Source organism: Bacterioplanes sanyensis, assembly GCF_014652515.1.
Lineage (GTDB): Bacteria > Pseudomonadota > Gammaproteobacteria > Pseudomonadales > Oceanobacteraceae > Bacterioplanes > Bacterioplanes sanyensis.
In genome coordinates this window covers 227,367-244,456 of the sequence record NZ_BMYY01000002.1, presented here as the reverse complement: position 1 = coordinate 244,456, position 17,090 = coordinate 227,367, and the positions used below count along the sequence as shown (strand labels likewise).

Below are 17,090 nucleotides of genomic sequence, written 5' to 3'. Positions count from 1 at the left end.
ATCACCGCTCTGGGGCGGTTAACTCAATTGTTCAATGACTCGTTTGCTGTCGGCCTGAAACCGCGATATTCAGCGTTAACCTTTATGTAAGTGCGTAAATTCGCTTTTCAAGGCCTGTTTCTGGCTTTTTACGCCTGCTCGTCGACTTTGCCGGCGCCTTTACTCACCATCACCATGGCTGGGCGCAATAAGCGGCCGCTAATGGTGTAGCCCTTTTGCATCACGGCAATCACGGTGTTGGCGTCGACTTCAGGGTTTTCCACCATCGACATGGCCTGATGCAATTCAGGGTCAAATGGCTCGCCTTGCGGGTCAACTGGGTGCACTTGGAATTTCTCCAGCGCTGCCAGCAAACCGCTTAGCGTCATTTCAACACCCTCGCGCAATGCCTTGGTCGCTTCATCTTCACCGGCAGCGGCCAAGGCGCGCTCCAAGTTATCGACCACAGTGAGCATTTCACTGGCGAACTTTTCCAGGCCAAACTTGTGGGCCTTTTCAACGTCCAGCTCTGCACGGCGGCGAACGTTTTGCATTTCCGCCTGAATGCGCAGTTGCTGCTCTTTCAGCTCAGCAATTTCCTCTTGTGCCTGGCTCAGCGCATCGCTCTCAGGCAAGTCAGCGGCGTCGGTCTCTACCTCTTCGTCTACCGGTTGCAGAGATTCCTCTACCAAGGCTTCATCTTGCTTGTGCTCATCAGACATCTAACTCTTCCTCAGTCTCGCTTCAGCTCGGCTGTATATGGGACCGGTTGCTGATCTTTCAAGGGCTAACGTGACCTTCACTTGACACAAACCCACACTGTATATAAAAACACTGTATATTCATTCAGGTAGGAGCAGGAGCATGCTCAGTCATCTGTCTATTCACCAGTTCGCTCTAGTCGAACAACTGGAGCTGGAGTTTCGCCACGGCATGGTGGTCATCACCGGTGAAACCGGTGCCGGTAAATCCATCTTGCTCGATGCCTTAGGCTTGGCCCTTGGGCAACGCGCAGAGGCGGGTTGTGTGCGCCAAGGAGCACAGCGAGCCGAGGTCTGCGCGACTTTCCGCCTTAATCCAGCAGCACGCCAGTGGCTTAACGAGCGTGATCTCCCCCAAGACGATGACGAAGTACTACTGCGCCGTGTGGTCTCGCGCGAGGGTCGCTCACGCGCCTACATCAATGGTCGCAGCAGCACCTTAAATGAGCTGCGCGAGTTAGCAGCTCAGCTGATCGATATCCATGCTCAACACGCCCATCAACGTCTATTGCAACCTGATACCGCCCGCCAGCTGATCGACAACTTTGCTGATTTAACCCCCTTGTGTAGCCAAGTACGCCAACTGCACCGTCAATGGCAAAAAGCGGCTCAGCATTTGCGCCAGCTGCGCGAACATAGCCAGGAGAGCGAAGCGCAAAAGCAGCTACTGAGCTATCAGGTAGAAGAACTGCGCGAGCTGCAGCTGGGCGGCGACGAGTTGGAACAACTAGAAAACGAACATAAGCGCTTGGCCGGCGCCGAAACCATGCTGCTCAGCGGTCAGCAAGCACTGGTGTTGTGCCAAGGCGACGAGCACAGCCACACCAGTGCAGTGCAGCTGGCGTTTCAGGCGATCCAGCAACTGCAGGCCATTGACGATGAGCACAGCGACTTAAACGACGCCCGCGAGTTATTGCAACAAGGCCATATTCAACTAGAAGAAGCGGGCAACTCACTGCAACGCTACATGGATACCGTCGACATCAACCCCCACCGCTTGCAACAAGTCGAAAGTCGCCTCAGCGATATTTTTTCCATGGCGCGCAAACATCAAGTACAACCACAAAGTTTGTATGAACACTGGCAATCACTGGAGCAACAACTGCAACAGCTGAGTTTGTCCGATGACGATTTGGAGCAACTGCAACAACAAGTCGATGAACTACAACAACAGTTTGAGCAACAAGCCTCCAGCCTATCTCAGCAGCGCCAACAAGCAGCTCAGCAACTCGACCAACAAGTCGCCGAGCAGCTGCAGGCATTGGCGCTGGGGCAGGTCCAGTTAGAAACCCGCTTCACCACCACCAAGCCCAATCCATCCGGTATCGACCACGTTGAACTGTACGTGCAGACCAACCCAGGCATGCCCATGGGGCCGCTAGCCAAAGTCGCCTCCGGCGGTGAACTGGCACGCATCAGCCTGGCCATTCAAGTAGTGACGGCACAGAGTAACGACATTGGCAGCATTATTTTCGATGAAGTGGATGTCGGCATCGGTGGCGGTACAGCCGAGCGCGTGGGCCGGCTAATGCGCCGTTTAGGCGAGCAAGTGCAGGTCATGTGTGTGACCCACCAACCCCAAGTGGCTGCTCAGGCACACCAGCATTTTCAAGTGAGCAAAATCAGCGGTGACCAAGCCACACACACTCAAATTCGTTTACTCAGCAATGAACAGCGCTGTGAGGAAGTAGCGCGCATGCTGGGCGGCATTGATATTACCCAGCAAACCTTAGCCCACGCGCAAGAAATGCTGAAACTGGCACGCTAATGCCGACTTTAAAAAGCACTCGCGCACAAAAAAGCCCGGCTAATTAGCCGGGCTTTTTTGTGCATTCGCCTTAATCTTGCTTTTTGCGCACATACAGCACCAAGCTATGATCGACCAAGTCGTAGCCATGTGCTTCAGCAATTTCATGCTGCAGGCGCTCAATTTCATCGTTGGTAAACTCAATCACCGTACCATCATCGACGCAGACCATGTGGTCGTGGTGCTCACCGCGCGCCAATTCAAACACCGAGTGGCCGCCATCAAAGTTATGACGCGCTACCAGGCCAGCACTTTCAAACTGAGTTAACACACGATATACAGTGGCCAGCCCGACATCCTCACCGTTATCGATCAGTGAGCGATAAACGTCTTCCGCACTGAGGTGAGCGTCTGGATTGTTCTCCAGAATGCTCAGAATTTTGACCCGTGGCAAAGTGACTTTAAGGCCCGCTTTGCGCAGCTCGACGTTTTGCTCGGACATTGCTTTCCTCGAATATTTCACAGCATTGGAACTTATCAGGTATCATCGCCAGCCACGTCGCAAGCCCTACTGACGAGATACACCGCATGCGAGCTCTAATTCTGACTGTTTCACTTGGTATTGCAACCCTTTCCGGTTGCACCTTTCCCGGCGTTTATAAACTGAACGTACAGCAGGGAAATATCGTAACCGCCGACATGCTGGCGCAACTGGAGCCCGGCATGACACCGCGCCAGGTCATCTATGTGATGGGCACCCCGGTGCTCGGCAACCCCTTCGAGCAACAGCGCTGGGATTACTTCTACTCACTGGAAAAACGTGATGAAGTGGTGAAGTCATACCAGATCAGCGTATTTTTTGACGACAGCGGACGCTTCAGCCACTACGAGGGCGAGCTGCCAGACGCTGAGTTCAGTGAAGAAAGCCAGCTGAACAGCGTACCGCAGCAAGAAGAGTCGGCTGATACGATCAAGGTCACTGAGTAAGCGTTGCTATCGCCCAGCGGTCATTGAGATTTGGCCGCTGCCTTGGCCGCACGATTAGCGCGGGCCTGTTTGGGGTCAATAAGTAGCGGACGGTAGATTTCTACCCGATCACCGGAGCGCACCGTGTCTTTATCGGGCGCGCGTGAGGCCTTGCCAAAAATCCCAAATTTCGCCTGTTCGATATCCAGCTCGGGGAACTCGCGCTCAATGCCAGAAGCGCGCACAGCGTCTAGCAACGTTGCCCCTTCTTCTACCTGAACCGTCAATATTCTTTGCTTATGCGGTAGCGCGTAAGCCACTTCGACTTCAATCAACTCAGCCATAAATGTGTTTTGCCCGTTGTACGAAGGAATCGACCATGGTGTTGGCAATTTGCTTAAATACCGCTCCTACCGCGGCACCGGCGATGCGATTTGCGATCTCGAAATCCAGCTCCAGCGACACCTTACAAGCATCCTCCGCTAACGGCGTAAACAGCCACACTCCATGAAAATGCGAAAATGGTCCATCGACCAATTGCATATCCATGCGCGTTGGGCGTTCTAAAGTATTGCGGGTACTAAAGCTTTGATTAAAGCCCGCCTTGGCAATGGTTAGACGGGCTTCAATGAAGTCCTCACCTTGATCGAGGACCTCGGTGTGTTCACAGCCGCTGAGGAACTCGGGGTAACGACTAACGTCATTGACCAGTTCGAACATTTCCTCAGCGCTGTGCATTACCAGCGCACTGCGGGTAATTGTGGTCATACGGCTTCCTGGTTACAGCAGGCCGTTCACAAAGATGAAGAGAACAGCCAAGGGTGATACAAAGCGCAACATAACGCGCCAAATATTGTACACCATCTCGCTTTGCACGTTGGCCTCCTTCGCCACCGCACGCTCCTTCATAAACCAGCCGACAAACAGCGCAATCAACAGACCACCCAGTGGCAGCATGATATTTGACGTCAGGAAGTCGAGGTTGTCGAAGAAAGTCCCCTTCAAGAAGGTAAAGTCAGACAACTCATTAAATGACAGCACCGTCAGCATACCCAAGGCCCATGCAGCACCACAGACGATCATGGTGGCCACCAAACGCGTCGCACCTTTTTCTACCGCCCAAGCCACCGCGGGTTCAGCGATCGAAATGGCGGAACTCCAAGCTGCAATCGCCACCAAGATAAAGAAAGCTGTACCGATAAATGCACCGCCCGGCAGACTACCAAACGCTACGGGTAAGGTTTGGAACATCAAACCAGGACCAGCACCCGGCTCCAGGCCTTGGCTAAACACAATCGGGAAAATCACCAAACCGGCCGTTAGCGCCACCAGGGTATCCAGAATACCGACGGTGATTACAGTTTTGCCCAGCGAAGCTTGCTGCGGCATATACGCGCCGTACGCCATGATGGCGCCCATACCCAATGACAAAGTAAAGAAGGAGTGGCCCAGCGCCACCACCACGCTATCGGCAGTGAGTTTGCTAGCGTCAAAGCTAAACAAAAACTTAAAGCCGTCAGCAAAACCCGGGGTGGTCATGCTGTAGCCCATTAGCAATACCAGCATAATGAACAGCAGCGGCATTAACACACGAACGGTTTTTTCCAGGCCTTCGTTGACACCACGCGCAATAACAACACCGGTCAGGATGATAAAAATGGTGTGGTACATGGTCAGCGACACAGGGTCGGCCAACAAATCACCAAAAATTTTGCCAGCCATTTCACCCGTAGCACCGGTAAAGTCGCCACTGATCATCTTGCCGGTGTAAGACAGCGTCCAGCCAGCAATCACACTGTAAAACGACAAAATAAAGAAGCCAGCCAGCGCTCCCAGCCAACCAATACTGCGGAAGAACTTAGGCGCGTTATACTCCGCCGATAAGTGACTCATGGTGTTAATCGGGCTCAGACGCGCTTTACGCCCCAGTAGCACCTCCGCCATCATCACCGGAATACCAGCCACTAAAATGCACGCCAAGTACATGAGCACAAAGGCACCGCCGCCGTTTTCTCCCGTAATGTATGGGAACTTCCAGATATTACCTAAGCCCACCGCCGACCCGGTGGCCGCCAAGATAAAGGTCCAGCGACTTGCCCAGACGCCGTGCATACCGCGCTTATCTGCTGCCATTAGTCTTCCTCTCTTTTTTCCGTTGTAGTTGTTTTTTCAGCATTGTCAGGAAATAACTTCCAGCCCTCAAGGCGAAAAACTACCGTATGGTGAGCGGAAACGCACATTTTCTTTCATCATTGGCCCGTCAGATACTGACTGGTACGTCATTAACACGTAAGCAACGCACAAACACTGCCCAAGCGCGACCGCCTCAGATATACTGCGCGCCATGAGCAAAAAGAAAAAACCCAAGGTTAGCGGCAACACCATTGCCCTCAACAAAAAAGCCCGTCACGACTTCTTCCTAGAAGACAAGACCGAAGCGGGCGTGAGCTTGCTGGGCTGGGAAGTAAAATCCCTGCGTGCCGGCAAATGTCAGCTGTTGGACTCTTATATCGTTTTTCATAAAGGCGAAGCTTGGCTGACCGGTGCCTTGATCACACCACTAGATCAAGCATCAACACACGTGGTCGCCAACCCAAGGCGTGAGCGCAAGCTGCTGCTACACCGTCGTGAAATCGAACGCCTGATGCAGAAAGTCCAGGCCAAGGGTTATACCTGCGTCTGCACCGCCCTGTATTGGAAAAACCATCGCGTCAAAGCGGAAATCGCACTGGCTAAGGGTAAGCAAACCCATGACAAGCGCGCCACCGCGAAAGACAAAGATTGGGCCAAGCAAAAAGAACGCGTGATGAAGCATTCAGTTCGCTGAGTGAATATGGTATCTTGCGTGAACTTGAGCGGAACTTTTGGCGAAGGCTTCCGTCTCACTGATTGCCGATAGCGGCAACACCGGATTCGGGGATGATCTGGATTCGACGTTGATTACGAAGCTATGGGTGCATGCCGAGAGCGTACGACGATCTCGTTAATAAACGTTGTACACTAGTTATAGTCGCAAACGACGAAAACTACGCACTAGCAGCTTAAGCCTGCTTACCTCTGAACTCAGGTGCCTGTAACTGGGGGACGAGGGCATCGCCCTACAGGATCGCCTGGATGCTTCGCTCGGAGCTGAACGGTTAAACTTAAATCGAGCTCGCTAGCTACGCCCTGTCTCTCGGGCCGTAGTCGGCTAAATTAATAGAGAAGACTAAGCATGTAGATCCTCTAGTGGAGGATTGGCGGACGCGGGTTCAACTCCCGCCATCTCCACCAAACACCACAAAGGCCCTGCCCAACTTGGGCAGGGCCTTTTTTATTAATAAAGCCCCTGCGTTGTAGTGCTTACGGACTTAGTCACCACTAAAGTCGCTGACTTCCACTGACAATTTTTCTCTCAATGGCCAAACCGAGGTCTATAGACTCAAAGCAGAGACTCTTTTAGAGTCAGTGGCTTATTATCGGACTTAACGAAGGAGTTCCATTGGTAAGTTGGGTAGTCGATCGCACCAGTAATACCGCTTTTATAGGATCATCATTGAGAAGCGATTCACTACTCGCGCGACAGAAACCCAAATCACCAGACTCCACAATCAGGCGATTTTTCGATATCAGAGGATGATAAATGTCTCAAGCAATCCGCAGCGTATTTATTGAAGCCCCAAAACACACCAAATCTCCTGGCAAAGACAAACCAGAAGACACCGTCGATGGCACAGAGTTGGCATTGCAAGTAGAGCAAGCCTGCAATGATTTAGTCACAGCTGGATACTCTGTGCTTCAGATTGTTCCTGTCACTTCTGGCGGCAACAACTACAAGAACGGTATGGGGTATGGCTATGGGTACGGTTATACATCTGGCGTGATGATAGTTGCGGGCAAGTAATAGAGAATGCCATGACACCGCACACAACCATTCAATACAAAAGGCCACACCCGTAGAAAACGCTTACACCCCAGATATGACAAAGCCGTGACAAGTAAGTAGAATGCGAATTGTTTTTATTTATAGAGGAATACGCAATGCGCATTTTGCTGCTGGCTGCGGCCACCGCGGCGCTGAGTTTTAACGCTCAAGCCCATAATGACCATCATGGCGCTCATCACGGTGATCAGCATGGCCATCACGGCGAAGGTCATGGCCGGCACATGAGCCATGATCCGGCGCTGCGCCATTATCATCAGCATGCCAAGCATTTACTGCTGCAATTGCAGCAGCAAAACGGTGACGATATTGGTGCTCAGGCAAAAGCGCTGGTGGAGCTGAGCAAGCCACTGCTGAGCCGTTTTGAGCAGCAGTACCCACAGTGCGATGAGTATTTAACCGCTCTGAATAATGTCGCCGACACCCTGGCAGATCTGCCATTAGAGGAAATCGAATCTGGCTATCATGCCGATGGCAAGCTGCCACCTCTGCCCACGGCAGAGTGCTACCACGCAAAAGATTTGCTGGTTCACCCAGCCACTGTGCAGGCGATGGCACGTATTGGCATGAAGCAAGCCGATGATTGGCGCGACGCCGCTCACGAAATTGAAGAAGTGCTGGAGCATTTCACTCAGGTGCAATCCGCCATTGGTCAGGTAGCTGCGCAGTAAAGCGCCCTGGTCACACCAGTCGTTACCAAAAGCCAACGTAGTAACTGCGCTTGGCTTTGCTAACCTAAGCAGGCTTTGTTATCGCCACGAGAGCCGCACCATGCGTGACCACTCCCCAACCTATTTAGACGAACTCATCGGCATGCTGGCCGAATGCAACATGTTCGATGCCTTTTCTAGTACTGAGCTGCGCAGTGCAGCGCCTTTTTTTCACTTGGAAGACATCGAAGCCGGCAACACCCTGTTTCGCGAAGGCGATAGCGGTACTTATATGGGCATTATTCACAGCGGCAAAATTTCTGTGATGAAGGCCGATGGCAATAATCGAAAAGTGCAGGTGGCATTATTGGGGGCCAATAAAACCTTTGGTGAAATGGCGGTGCTCGATGGCGAGCGGCGCTCGGCGACCTGCGTCGCCAAATCAAACTGTACCCTGCTCACCCTATCGCGGGAGGCACTTGATCGCATGAGCGAGGAGTCACCCAAGATTGCTGCCAAGGTCATTCGTGCCGTCGCCGTGTCGTTATCGCGGCGTTTGCGCATCATGGACTTTCAACTAGTCAATAGTTTGGGCTAACAACCCGGCCTGACTGCGCTGCGCCAAATAATCCAATAGCAAACGCACCTTCTGGCTGCGGCCACTGCCGGGTGGAAATACCGCGTATAGCTCGATGTCTTGCAGCTCGTAATCCGCCAATACCTGATCTAAACGCCCGTCCTGCAAGCAGGGCTGAGCGTCGTACCAGGGAATGCGAGCCAGACCATGACCTGCCAATACCAGCGCGGTGCGCGCAGCAGCGTTATTGGTGCGAACCGGCCCCTGCAAATCAATGCTGAAACTGCGCCGCCCTTGCGTTAAGTGCAAGCGCTGATGCTGCTTATAAAGCACCCAATCATGCTCGGCCAAATCCGCCGGCGCCGTTGGTCTGCCTCGATGGCGAAGGTAGGCCGGTGCAGCGCACAAACAGGTCGGCATACTGGCCAGCTTACGCGCCTGCAAGCCAGAATCCGGCAACGGTGCTCCGCGAATGGCAACATCCAAGCCGGTGCCAATGATGTCCACCACCTCATCGCTCAAAGCAATGTCCAACTCAATGCCAGGGTAGCGATGGCGAAAATCACTGAGCAAAGGAATCAGCCATTGCAGCCCTAAATTGACCGGGGCCGATAACCTCAGCGTGCCACTGGGTGCATCGCGTAATTGCTCCCACTCCCGTTGCGCTTGCTGCACATGCTCGCGCACGGCCACGCAATGCTGATAATAGCGTTGACCAGCTTCAGTTAAGGTTTGCGAGCGCGTAGTGCGATTCAACAACATCAGCCCAGCGGCCTGTTCGAGCTTGTTAAGGTGATAGCTGACCACCGCCCGACTAACACCCATGTCACGCGCCGCCGCCGCCAAACTGCCGCATTCAACAATACGAGCGAATAACTGCATGGCGTGCAGGTGTTCGTTACTGTTTTCCATCATTGTCAAAAATATTAAGACATTGAGTTAAACCATACCCTGATTGTTAGATTTAGGGCCAGTATTTACTCTGCTCCCCACATTGATACAGGAGCTCAAACATGCCAAATATTTTGATGGTATTAACCTCACACGATCAGCTCGGTGACACAGGCGCCAAGACCGGCTTCTGGATCGAAGAGTTTGCTGCCCCCTATTACGTCTTTAAAGACGCCGGCTGCCATATCACTCTGGCTTCGCCTGCCGGAGGCCAGCCGCCCATCGATCCCAACAGTGCAGCCGATGAGGCGCAAACCGATGCCACTCGCCGCTTTGAGCAAGACGACAGCGCCAAAGCTGAACTGGCCAATACCCGAGTGTTGGCGGATGTGAATGCCAGTGATTACGACGCCGTGTTTTATCCCGGCGGCCATGGCCCACTGTGGGATTTAACCGACAACGCCCACTCCATTGCGCTGCTGGAAGATTTTCTGCAGCAGAGCAAGCCGGTAGCGACGGTCTGCCACGCGACTTGTGCACTGGCCAATGTCAAACAAGACGGTGCCTACGCCGTTACCGGTAAAGCCATCACCGGCTTTAGCAACAGCGAAGAAGCCCTGGTACAGCTCACCGAGGTGGTGCCCTTCCTGTTAGAGGATGTATTAAAGGAGCGTGGTGCCGACTACCAAGCCGTAGGCGACTTCCAGGCCTTTGCCATTCAAGATGGTCTGCTGATCAGCGGCCAAAACCCCGCCAGCTCTGCCCCAGCGGCGGAAAAACTACTGGCGGCGTTGAGCGCATAACGTGCCATACAGCGCCCGTAACGGCGGGCGCTTTGTCTTGCCCTGCGAGACCCACCGGAATTCTGCCTTTACCATAAATTGCACCCTCTCCACTTGCAGCGCGCACACTTCACGGCAATCATAATCAGCCCATTCAACAGACGAGGCTGTTATGTCTGACACCACTGCCATCGAAGCCGCCGTATTACGCCGCTTACTGCAACACCTGGACGACAACAAACAGGTACAAAACATCGAGCTGATGAACCTAGCGGGATTTTGCCGTAACTGCCTGGCCAAATGGTACGTCGCCGCCGCGGCTGAGCAGGGCGAAACCCTCGATTATGAAGAGGCCCGCGAACGCATCTACGGCATGCCCTACAGTGAGTGGAAAGAAAAACATCAGCAGCCGGCCACGGCTGAGCAACTGGCTCAATTTGAGCAAGCCGCCAAAAAATAAGGACTCCCCTATGATCAGGACATCAATACTGCTCAGTGCCGCACTGGCCTTGGCGCCCGCCGCTTATGCCGACGATTACATCGAAGTCTCCGGCCACGGTGCGGTGGAAGTCATGCCCGATTACGCCGAGCTACACCTCACTCTCAAGGCCACGGCCAAAACCCTGCCTGACGCCAAGCAGCAGGTCGACAGCGCCATGATGCAACTGCTGGCCACCAGCAAAAACCTAGGAATCAGCAAAGACGACATCGAAGCGGCACAAATTCGTAATTACCCACAATACGAATGGCGCAAGCAAGAGCGTGTGTTTGTCGGCGAGCAAGTCACCCGCCCTGTCACCATCAGCTTGCGCGAGTTAGAGCGCCATGCCCGCTTGGTGCATGAACTGATGCAAATCGACGGCATGCACATCAATCACACGCAACTGCGCTTTAACGACCGCGACGCCTTGCAACGCCAAGCGCTGGCCAAAGCCGTTGAGCAAGCACGCAGCAAGGCCGATGCCATGGCCAATGCCGCTGGCGCCCGCATCGAACGAGTGATCCGCATGGTAGAGGGCGGCGGCAGCTATCACCCACCCATGCTGCAAGCTCGCACCATGATGGAAAGCGCCAAGGCGCCCGCGCCAGCGCCAACGCTGTTTCAGGAACAAAAAATCGAAGCCCAAATTAACGTGCGTTACGAGATCGACTCATGAAACCGACCTTAGCCAAAGGCCGCTACCGCCACTATAAAGGCAATGACTATCGAGTGATCGACTTGGTGCGTCACAGCGAAACCGAAGAATGGCTGGTGCTCTATCAGCCGTTATATGGCGAGCAAGACTTGTGGGTGCGGCCCTATGACATGTTTGTCGAAACCGTCGACATCAACGGCCACCCCCAGCCTCGCTTCGCCTTTGTTGGCGATGATGAGGGCGAATTTGCCTTGTGAGCTAAGCGATGACACCGGCGATTAACTTGGCTAAGAAAAAAGGCATTCAACACCGCATTCACCAGTATGAGCACGACCCCAGCTGCCAGGCCTATGGCCTGGAGGCGGTGGAAAAGCTGAGCTTACCAGCCGAACAGGTGTTCAAAACCCTGCTGATCGAGCTTAGTGGTGGCAAAACAGGACTGGCCGTTGCAGTCATTCCGGTGGCGCAAAGCTTGAATATGAAGCGTGTGGCAAAAGCACTGGGCGCCAAAAAAGCCGATATGGCCAACCCAGACGATGCGCAGCGCGTTACCGGCTATTTACTCGGCGGTATCAGTCCACTGGGGCAGAAAAAAGCTTTGCCGACCGTCATCGATGACAGTGCTCAGCAGTTTGACAGCATTTACGTCAGCGCTGGCCGGCGCGGGTTAGAAATCGAGTTGGCCCCGGCCGATTTGGTTAACCTAACACGGGGCCAAGTTGCTGCGATTCAGGACGGCGCTTAAGCCGGCTCAACCAGTAACTGGGCAATGGGGTAGCCAGTAAACGCCTTGCTTTGCTTAAGCACCACATGGGTACTGATGTTGCCAATTTCCGGGCACAGGCGGATCAGCTCGTCCGTTAGCTCCATGTAGCGACTCATGCGCGCACAAGCAAAGTGCACAATAAAGTCGCAGCCGCCGCTCACCGTATAGGCGGCGGTTGCTTCCGCCAAGTCATCAATGTGTTGCTCTAGTTGGCGAAAGGTATCGGGCGCATGACTGGCCATGCAAATAGTGGCGATGCACTGCACCGGCTCGCACAGGCGCTCAATATTCACCCGCCCCATAAAGCCTTCGATCCAGCCTTGATCCATCAGGCGTTGCAAGCGCTGATGACAGGCACTGGCAGATAGGTTCACGGCCGCTGCTAAGGCTTTATTGGTGATGCGGCCATCTGACTGCAATATGCGCAACATGCGCAAATCCAAACGATCCAGCGAACCAGCACGAGCCGGCAGCGGCGGCTCATCTCTCAGGGTATGCATGGTTTGGCCTCCTGTTATGACCAAATAAGATTCGGCTCAATTTAGGTATCACCTTTTTGGGGTGGACCTCAAAGGCCGCTTTAGGGGCATGGTTTTTGTGAATCCACGCCCCTTGATTGGCGCATATTATGCCATTTTCCAACGGCGGATGGATAGCATACAACAGCCTCCGAATAATATTCGACGAAAAAAGCTGAGAAGCGCAGCACATTCTTACAACACTGAGCCAGACTGAGCACAACGCGATTTTGTGAGTAACTTCATATGCTGATTATTCGCCCCATAGCCGAGCAGGACATCGATCAGTTGCTGCTATTGGCCAAGGCGGCTGGCAAGGGTATGACCTCCCTGCCACCGGATCGAGAGGCGTTACTGGAGCGCATTCGACAGTCAGAGGCGAGCTTTGCCCGTACTGAAAAGCACCCAGACGACAGCTTTATGCTGGTGATGGAAGACACCGAGCAACAACGACTGGCCGGCTGTGCCGGGGTCTCAGCGTTGACGGGCTATCGCCAGGCATTTTATGCCTACCGTTTGATGCCCATGACGCACCATTCGCATTCATTGGGTAAGCAAGTTGCGAGTCAGCTATTACACCTGACCAACGACTACACCGGTTGCTCTGAGGTCGGCTCGCTGTTTTTACTGCCCGATTACCGCGGCAACGGCCATTGGCTGGCGCGCTCACGTTATTTACTCATGGGCCTATTCCGCCAACGCTTTGAGCAAGCGGTGATTGCCGAGCTGCGTGGTTGGAGTGATAGCGAAGGCCACAGCCCGTTCTGGGACGCCATTGGCCACCACTTCTTTGAAATGAGTTTTGAAGAAGCCGACACCTTGTGTGGGCTGGGCTCTAACCAGTTTATTACCGAACTGATGCCCAAGTACCCGATTTACACCACCTTGCTGCCCGAAGATGCGCAAGCCGTGATCGGCCAGCCCGCCGACGCCGGCCGCCCAGCAATGGAGCTGCTGAAACGCGAAGGCTTCCGCTACGATAACGTAGTCGACATCTTTGATGCTGGGCCTTTGATGTACGCCAACATTGACGACATTGCCAGCGTGCGAGCCATTCGCCACCTGCCTCTGGCCAATGAAGGCGAGACCGACAGCCAAGTCATTGCCGCCAACACCGATTGGCAGCACTTTCGCGTCATGCTAACTGAGGCTCAGGTGGGCGAAGAACAGATTTACATTCCTGCCGAGCAGCGCCAGGCGCTTGAACTGCAGGATACAGATTCACTGGCGTTTATCGCCCTGTAATGTGACGAGGTTATGCCCATGCAATATTTTGAAGTGAACTTTGACGGCCTGATTGGCCCGTCTCATCATTACGGTGGCCTCGCCAGTGGTAACCTGGCTTCGCACCGCAATGCATTAAAAACCTCAAGCCCCAAGCAGGCGGCCTTGCAAGGTCTGGAAAAGATGCGCACCGTGCTGCGTCTAGGTTATCGCCAGGGCTTTATTCCACCGCAGCCGCGCCCAGGCCTGAGCACCTTGCGCCAGCTGGGCTTCAGCGGCAGCGACGAAGACATCATCAACACCGCCGGCAGTGATGCCCCCGAGCTGCTGTCGATGGTGTATTCCGCGTCTTCCATGTGGGCCGCCAATGCCGCCACGGTTACGCCCTCTCTCGATAGCGCCGACGGCAAAGTGCACCTAACGCCTGCCAACCTGGTGACCACCGCCCACCGTGCCATCGAACACCCGTACACCTTTGCCGCGTTGCAGCGTATTTTCCACAACCCGGCGGTGTTCAATGTGCACCCTGCCCTGCCCGGCACCGGCGCTTTTGCCGATGAAGGTGCCGCCAACCACAGCCGCCTGTGTGCCAGTCATGGCAGTGCCGGCACCGGCCTGTTTGTGTGGGGACGCCAGCGCGGCACAGATACCACCAGGTTGCAGTTCCCAGCACGCCAAACTCTGGAAGCCAGCCAAGCCATCGCCCGCCAACACGGCGTGCGCCAGGCGGTGTATTTGCAGCAAAGCGCTAGAGCCATCAATGCCGGTGCTTTCCATAATGATGTGGTGGCCGTGGCTAATGGCCCTGTGCTGTTCTTCCACGAACAGGCGTATGAAGCAGAGTCGCAGCAAACTGCATTTGCGCAGCTGAGCGAGCTGGGTGAGTTCACACCGGTGTGCGTACCGGCCGCCGAAGTCAGTCTGGACGAGGCCATTCGCAGTTATTTGTTTAACAGCCAACTGCTGTCAGGCCCGGATGGCGACATGAGCGCCATGACCTTGATCGCGCCGACCGAGTGCCAAGAAGTGGAAGCCGTCGCCCGCTACCTAGAAAAACTCACCACCGACGACAGTCAGCCGATTCGCCGGGTGGAGTTTGTGGACGTGCGCCAAAGCATGAGCAACGGCGGCGGACCTGCGTGCTTGCGCCTGCGCGTGATGCTGAGCGAGCAAGAAATTGCCGCCGTTAACCCAGCCTTTATGCTGGATGAAGCAAAAATCGACGCCCTGCAGCAGTGGGTCAGCGAGCATTATCGTGACAGCCTGCATCCATTGGACTTGTTAGAGCCTGAGTTTATGCATGAGTGCAAGCGAGCGATGGCCGCATTGACCGAGTGGCTGGGTTGCCCAGATTTGTACGACGGCTTGGTGTAAACCAGCACTGCACACGAAAAAGCGGACATTCAGTCCGCTTTTTTATTGCTAACTCACACGCTAACCAGCAAACGAGCGGGCTTTTTGTACAAACTCTCGCACTGAGTGGTAGGCAACGCCATCAGGGTGTTCTTTATCAACTTGGCACTGGACATAGCCATGTTGCTGACCGTCGGTAATATCTAGGTAGATGTCATACTTGTGTTTGGTTTCGCGCGTCGACAGGCGATCAATGCTGACACCAGTTAACTCTGGAATGCGCTCACGGGTGTAGCGGCGGCACTCATTCATAGCATCGCCCATATCACGAATACTGACTTCGCGCTGGTCAGTTTGCGAATGCATGCAGCCAGAGAGGATAATTGCAGCAGTGATCAGGATTGAAGCGGCTATTTTCATGAATGCTCCATAAGGGAACCTCTAAAAACCTCTTTTTCTCATTGTGACTTCGTTAAAAATCGCCTCAAAATGCTCATTTACTACTGTAAACTCCGCTTTCTCATCGATTTTTGCCTAGTCAGAATTTCGCCTCTGAGGTTTTCAAAAGCTCCCATAACGTTGAGAGCTGCATGATACGCAGGCCATAGCCGTATTTCCTGAGCATTCGAGTTTAAAAACGTAACATTAGAGGTAACATGGCCCGCCAGCCCACGCATCAACACTGCCAACTGTGCCAGCGCCAGGTCGACCTGACCTTTCACCATCTGATTCCGCGCAAGATGCATCGCCGCACTTACTTTCGCAAGCATTTCAGCCGTGAGGAACGGAACTTAGGTATTTGGATATGCCGCCGCTGTCACAGTGGCATTCATCGGCTATACGATGAAATGACGCTGGCCAAGCAACTGTGTACTTTGCCAGCCTTGCTCAACGACCCAGCGGTGCAAAAACACATTGCCTGGGTCGCCAAACAAAAAGAGGATTAAAGACAACATTGTGGATGCCTGCTGCACTCGCTCAGAGCGGTACAGCATGATTCAAACGTTGCTTAACCGTTATTGGTGCTCTCAAAGATTTTATCCGCTGAGGCGGCAACAAAACCTGTGTAGTAGCGACCATCTGCTTGCTTATAGCGGCGGGCAAATTCATAAAAACAGCTAGGAATGGTGTAAGTACCGTCGCTGAACTGCACTTCTACCTTGTCGGCCATGGTTGAGCTTTGCTCCAGCAGCACGTCTGGCGAGCCTTTAATTTCGCCACCTGAGGCATTCAAGGTATAACCCGCTTGCTTAAGCTTATCGTTGACCGACTCCAGGGTTTCAAACGCCGATAACGCATTCACATCAACGGTGAAATGATTGGCGCGATAACCCCAGGCTGCCATCCAAGCGGCATATTCGCTTTCTTGCAGCAGTTTTTGGTAAGTGTCGTGGCTGACTTGCCAATGCGTGCCTGAGTATAAAAAGTCAGGACGATCAACCGCAGCAGGATCAACATTAGCGACCAGCTCAGTAATGACCTGCTGTAACTCAGGCGAGCATTGCTCGACCAACAGCTCAGAGATAAATACCTTAGGCGCCGTTGCGTCTGGGTGTTCAAAGTGGCGAGCAAATAATTTCTTTTGCTCAAAGTGGTATTCGCCGCAAGGCTCGTAACCGATATTAATAAAGTGCTGGGCGAGTTTATCCAGACCGACCTTATCTAAATTAAAGGTACGCAAGGCGATATGATCATTAATGATATCGTCCGCCTGGGTATTGCCCAGCAACTGATGAATATTTTCCGCTGATGGTGTCACCTTGACATAGTTCTGCCATAGCGCGTCAAACAATTGATGCACTGCATCCGACATAAATA

At 53.7% G+C, this 17,090-nt stretch carries 23 protein-coding genes and 1 other RNA gene; 15 read left to right on the top strand and 9 right to left on the bottom strand.

All coding sequences use genetic code 11. The features are described 5' to 3' along the window. Nucleotides 1–128: 128 nt before the first annotated feature. Nucleotides 129–701 (bottom strand): nucleotide exchange factor GrpE, encoded by a 573-nt coding sequence (gene grpE, locus IE090_RS04160; protein WP_189387088.1) that lies wholly within the window; start codon nt 699–701, stop codon nt 129–131. Between the two features lie 142 nt (nt 702–843). Here grpE and recN point away from each other — a divergent pair, with 142 nt between their 5' ends. Beyond that, the gene (recN, locus tag IE090_RS04155; RefSeq protein ID WP_189387087.1) at nt 844–2,508 is read left to right on the top strand and encodes a DNA repair protein RecN; all 1,665 of its coding nucleotides are present in this window, start codon (nt 844–846) and stop codon (nt 2,506–2,508) included. Between the two features lie 70 nt (nt 2,509–2,578). On the opposite strand, the gene fur is transcribed toward recN, so the two are convergent. After that, nucleotides 2,579–2,989 carry a ferric iron uptake transcriptional regulator gene (gene fur, locus IE090_RS04150; protein ID WP_189387086.1) on the bottom strand — a complete coding sequence of 137 codons (411 nt, stop codon included), beginning with the start codon at nt 2,987–2,989 and terminating at the stop codon, nt 2,579–2,581. Nucleotides 2,990–3,075: 86 nt separating this feature from the next. On the opposite strand from fur, the gene IE090_RS04145 reads away from it, so the two are divergent. After that, nucleotides 3,076–3,474 (top strand): outer membrane protein assembly factor BamE, encoded by a 399-nt coding sequence (locus IE090_RS04145; RefSeq protein WP_189387085.1) that lies wholly within the window; start codon nt 3,076–3,078, stop codon nt 3,472–3,474. Nucleotides 3,475–3,494: 20 nt separating this feature from the next. On the opposite strand, the gene IE090_RS04140 is transcribed toward IE090_RS04145, so the two are convergent. Genes IE090_RS04140 through IE090_RS04130 form a run of 3 tightly spaced genes read right to left on the bottom strand, consistent with a single transcriptional unit; the run spans nt 3,495 to nt 5,586 of the window. Further along, nucleotides 3,495–3,797 carry an RnfH family protein gene (locus IE090_RS04140; RefSeq protein ID WP_189387084.1) on the bottom strand — a complete coding sequence of 101 codons (303 nt, stop codon included), beginning with the start codon at nt 3,795–3,797 and terminating at the stop codon, nt 3,495–3,497. After that, on the bottom strand, nt 3,790–4,221 hold the full coding sequence (locus IE090_RS04135) for a type II toxin-antitoxin system RatA family toxin (RefSeq protein ID WP_189387083.1): 432 nt from the start codon (nt 4,219–4,221) through the stop codon (nt 3,790–3,792). Before IE090_RS04135 ends, IE090_RS04140 begins: the two co-directional genes overlap by 8 nt. Nucleotides 4,222–4,233: 12 nt before the next feature. Further along, nucleotides 4,234–5,586, bottom strand: a complete 1,353-nt coding sequence (locus IE090_RS04130) for a sodium-dependent transporter (protein WP_189387082.1) — start codon at nt 5,584–5,586, stop codon at nt 4,234–4,236. Nucleotides 5,587–5,797: 211 nt separating this feature from the next. Between IE090_RS04130 and smpB the strand changes: the two genes are divergently transcribed. From smpB to IE090_RS04105, 5 genes are all read left to right on the top strand, one after another. Continuing rightward, on the top strand, nt 5,798–6,280 hold the full coding sequence (gene smpB, locus IE090_RS04125) for an SsrA-binding protein SmpB (RefSeq protein WP_189387081.1): 483 nt from the start codon (nt 5,798–5,800) through the stop codon (nt 6,278–6,280). 88 nt (nt 6,281–6,368) lie between these two features. Continuing rightward, nucleotides 6,369–6,726, top strand: a transfer-messenger RNA (tmRNA) gene (ssrA, locus tag IE090_RS04120). Nucleotides 6,727–7,075: 349 nt separating this feature from the next. Further along, entirely contained in the window at nt 7,076–7,336 is a 261-nt protein-coding gene (locus IE090_RS04115) for a hypothetical protein (protein ID WP_189387080.1), read from the top strand. Between the two features lie 137 nt (nt 7,337–7,473). After that, nucleotides 7,474–8,046 carry a hypothetical protein gene (locus tag IE090_RS04110; protein WP_189387079.1) on the top strand — a complete coding sequence of 191 codons (573 nt, stop codon included), beginning with the start codon at nt 7,474–7,476 and terminating at the stop codon, nt 8,044–8,046. 100 nt (nt 8,047–8,146) lie between these two features. Continuing rightward, a complete protein-coding gene (locus IE090_RS04105) occupies nt 8,147–8,623 on the top strand; it encodes a cyclic nucleotide-binding domain-containing protein (RefSeq protein ID WP_189387078.1) in 477 nt (158 codons plus the stop codon). Here IE090_RS04105 and IE090_RS04100 read toward each other — a convergent pair. Then, nucleotides 8,603–9,517 (bottom strand): LysR family transcriptional regulator, encoded by a 915-nt coding sequence (locus tag IE090_RS04100; RefSeq protein WP_229815461.1) that lies wholly within the window; start codon nt 9,515–9,517, stop codon nt 8,603–8,605. The genes IE090_RS04105 and IE090_RS04100 overlap by 21 nt on opposite strands. A gap of 98 nt (nt 9,518–9,615) precedes the next feature. On the opposite strand from IE090_RS04100, the gene IE090_RS04095 reads away from it, so the two are divergent. The 5 genes from IE090_RS04095 to ybaK all read left to right on the top strand — a co-directional run bounded on the left by IE090_RS04095 (nt 9,616) and on the right by ybaK (nt 12,156). Then, nucleotides 9,616–10,296: a type 1 glutamine amidotransferase domain-containing protein gene (locus IE090_RS04095; RefSeq protein ID WP_189387077.1), complete on the top strand. Its 681-nt coding sequence runs from the start codon at nt 9,616–9,618 to the stop codon at nt 10,294–10,296. Between the two features lie 151 nt (nt 10,297–10,447). Then, entirely contained in the window at nt 10,448–10,735 is a 288-nt protein-coding gene (locus tag IE090_RS04090) for a DUF1244 domain-containing protein (protein ID WP_189387076.1), read from the top strand. 10 nt (nt 10,736–10,745) lie between these two features. Beyond that, nucleotides 10,746–11,432 (top strand): SIMPL domain-containing protein, encoded by a 687-nt coding sequence (locus IE090_RS04085; protein WP_189387075.1) that lies wholly within the window; start codon nt 10,746–10,748, stop codon nt 11,430–11,432. After that, the gene (locus tag IE090_RS04080; protein ID WP_189387074.1) at nt 11,429–11,668 is read left to right on the top strand and encodes a DUF1653 domain-containing protein; all 240 of its coding nucleotides are present in this window, start codon (nt 11,429–11,431) and stop codon (nt 11,666–11,668) included. Before IE090_RS04085 ends, IE090_RS04080 begins: the two co-directional genes overlap by 4 nt. An 8-nt stretch (nt 11,669–11,676) precedes the next feature. Beyond that, entirely contained in the window at nt 11,677–12,156 is a 480-nt protein-coding gene (gene ybaK / locus IE090_RS04075; RefSeq protein ID WP_189387073.1) for a Cys-tRNA(Pro) deacylase, read from the top strand. Here the strand turns inward: ybaK and IE090_RS04070 are convergent. Continuing rightward, on the bottom strand, nt 12,153–12,677 hold the full coding sequence (locus IE090_RS04070; RefSeq protein ID WP_189387072.1) for an Lrp/AsnC family transcriptional regulator: 525 nt from the start codon (nt 12,675–12,677) through the stop codon (nt 12,153–12,155). The two genes, ybaK and IE090_RS04070, sit on opposite strands and share 4 nt — an antisense overlap. A gap of 264 nt (nt 12,678–12,941) precedes the next feature. Here IE090_RS04070 and astA point away from each other — a divergent pair, with 264 nt between their 5' ends. After that, nucleotides 12,942–13,940 carry an arginine N-succinyltransferase gene (astA, locus tag IE090_RS04065; protein ID WP_189387071.1) on the top strand — a complete coding sequence of 333 codons (999 nt, stop codon included), beginning with the start codon at nt 12,942–12,944 and terminating at the stop codon, nt 13,938–13,940. A gap of 18 nt (nt 13,941–13,958) precedes the next feature. Continuing rightward, on the top strand, nt 13,959–15,293 hold the full coding sequence (astB, locus tag IE090_RS04060; RefSeq protein WP_189387070.1) for an N-succinylarginine dihydrolase: 1,335 nt from the start codon (nt 13,959–13,961) through the stop codon (nt 15,291–15,293). 60 nt (nt 15,294–15,353) lie between these two features. On the opposite strand, the gene IE090_RS04055 is transcribed toward astB, so the two are convergent. After that, nucleotides 15,354–15,692: a hypothetical protein gene (locus IE090_RS04055; protein ID WP_189387069.1), complete on the bottom strand. Its 339-nt coding sequence runs from the start codon at nt 15,690–15,692 to the stop codon at nt 15,354–15,356. A gap of 236 nt (nt 15,693–15,928) precedes the next feature. Here IE090_RS04055 and IE090_RS04050 point away from each other — a divergent pair, with 236 nt between their 5' ends. Then, complete coding sequence (locus IE090_RS04050; protein ID WP_189387068.1) at nt 15,929–16,219, top strand: hypothetical protein; 291 nt, start codon at nt 15,929–15,931, stop codon at nt 16,217–16,219. Nucleotides 16,220–16,281: 62 nt separating this feature from the next. Here IE090_RS04050 and IE090_RS04045 read toward each other — a convergent pair whose 3' ends face one another. Continuing rightward, nucleotides 16,282–17,085, bottom strand: coding sequence for a DUF1338 domain-containing protein (locus IE090_RS04045; RefSeq protein ID WP_189387067.1), 804 nt, complete (start codon nt 17,083–17,085; stop codon nt 16,282–16,284). Nucleotides 17,086–17,090 lie beyond the last annotated feature (5 nt).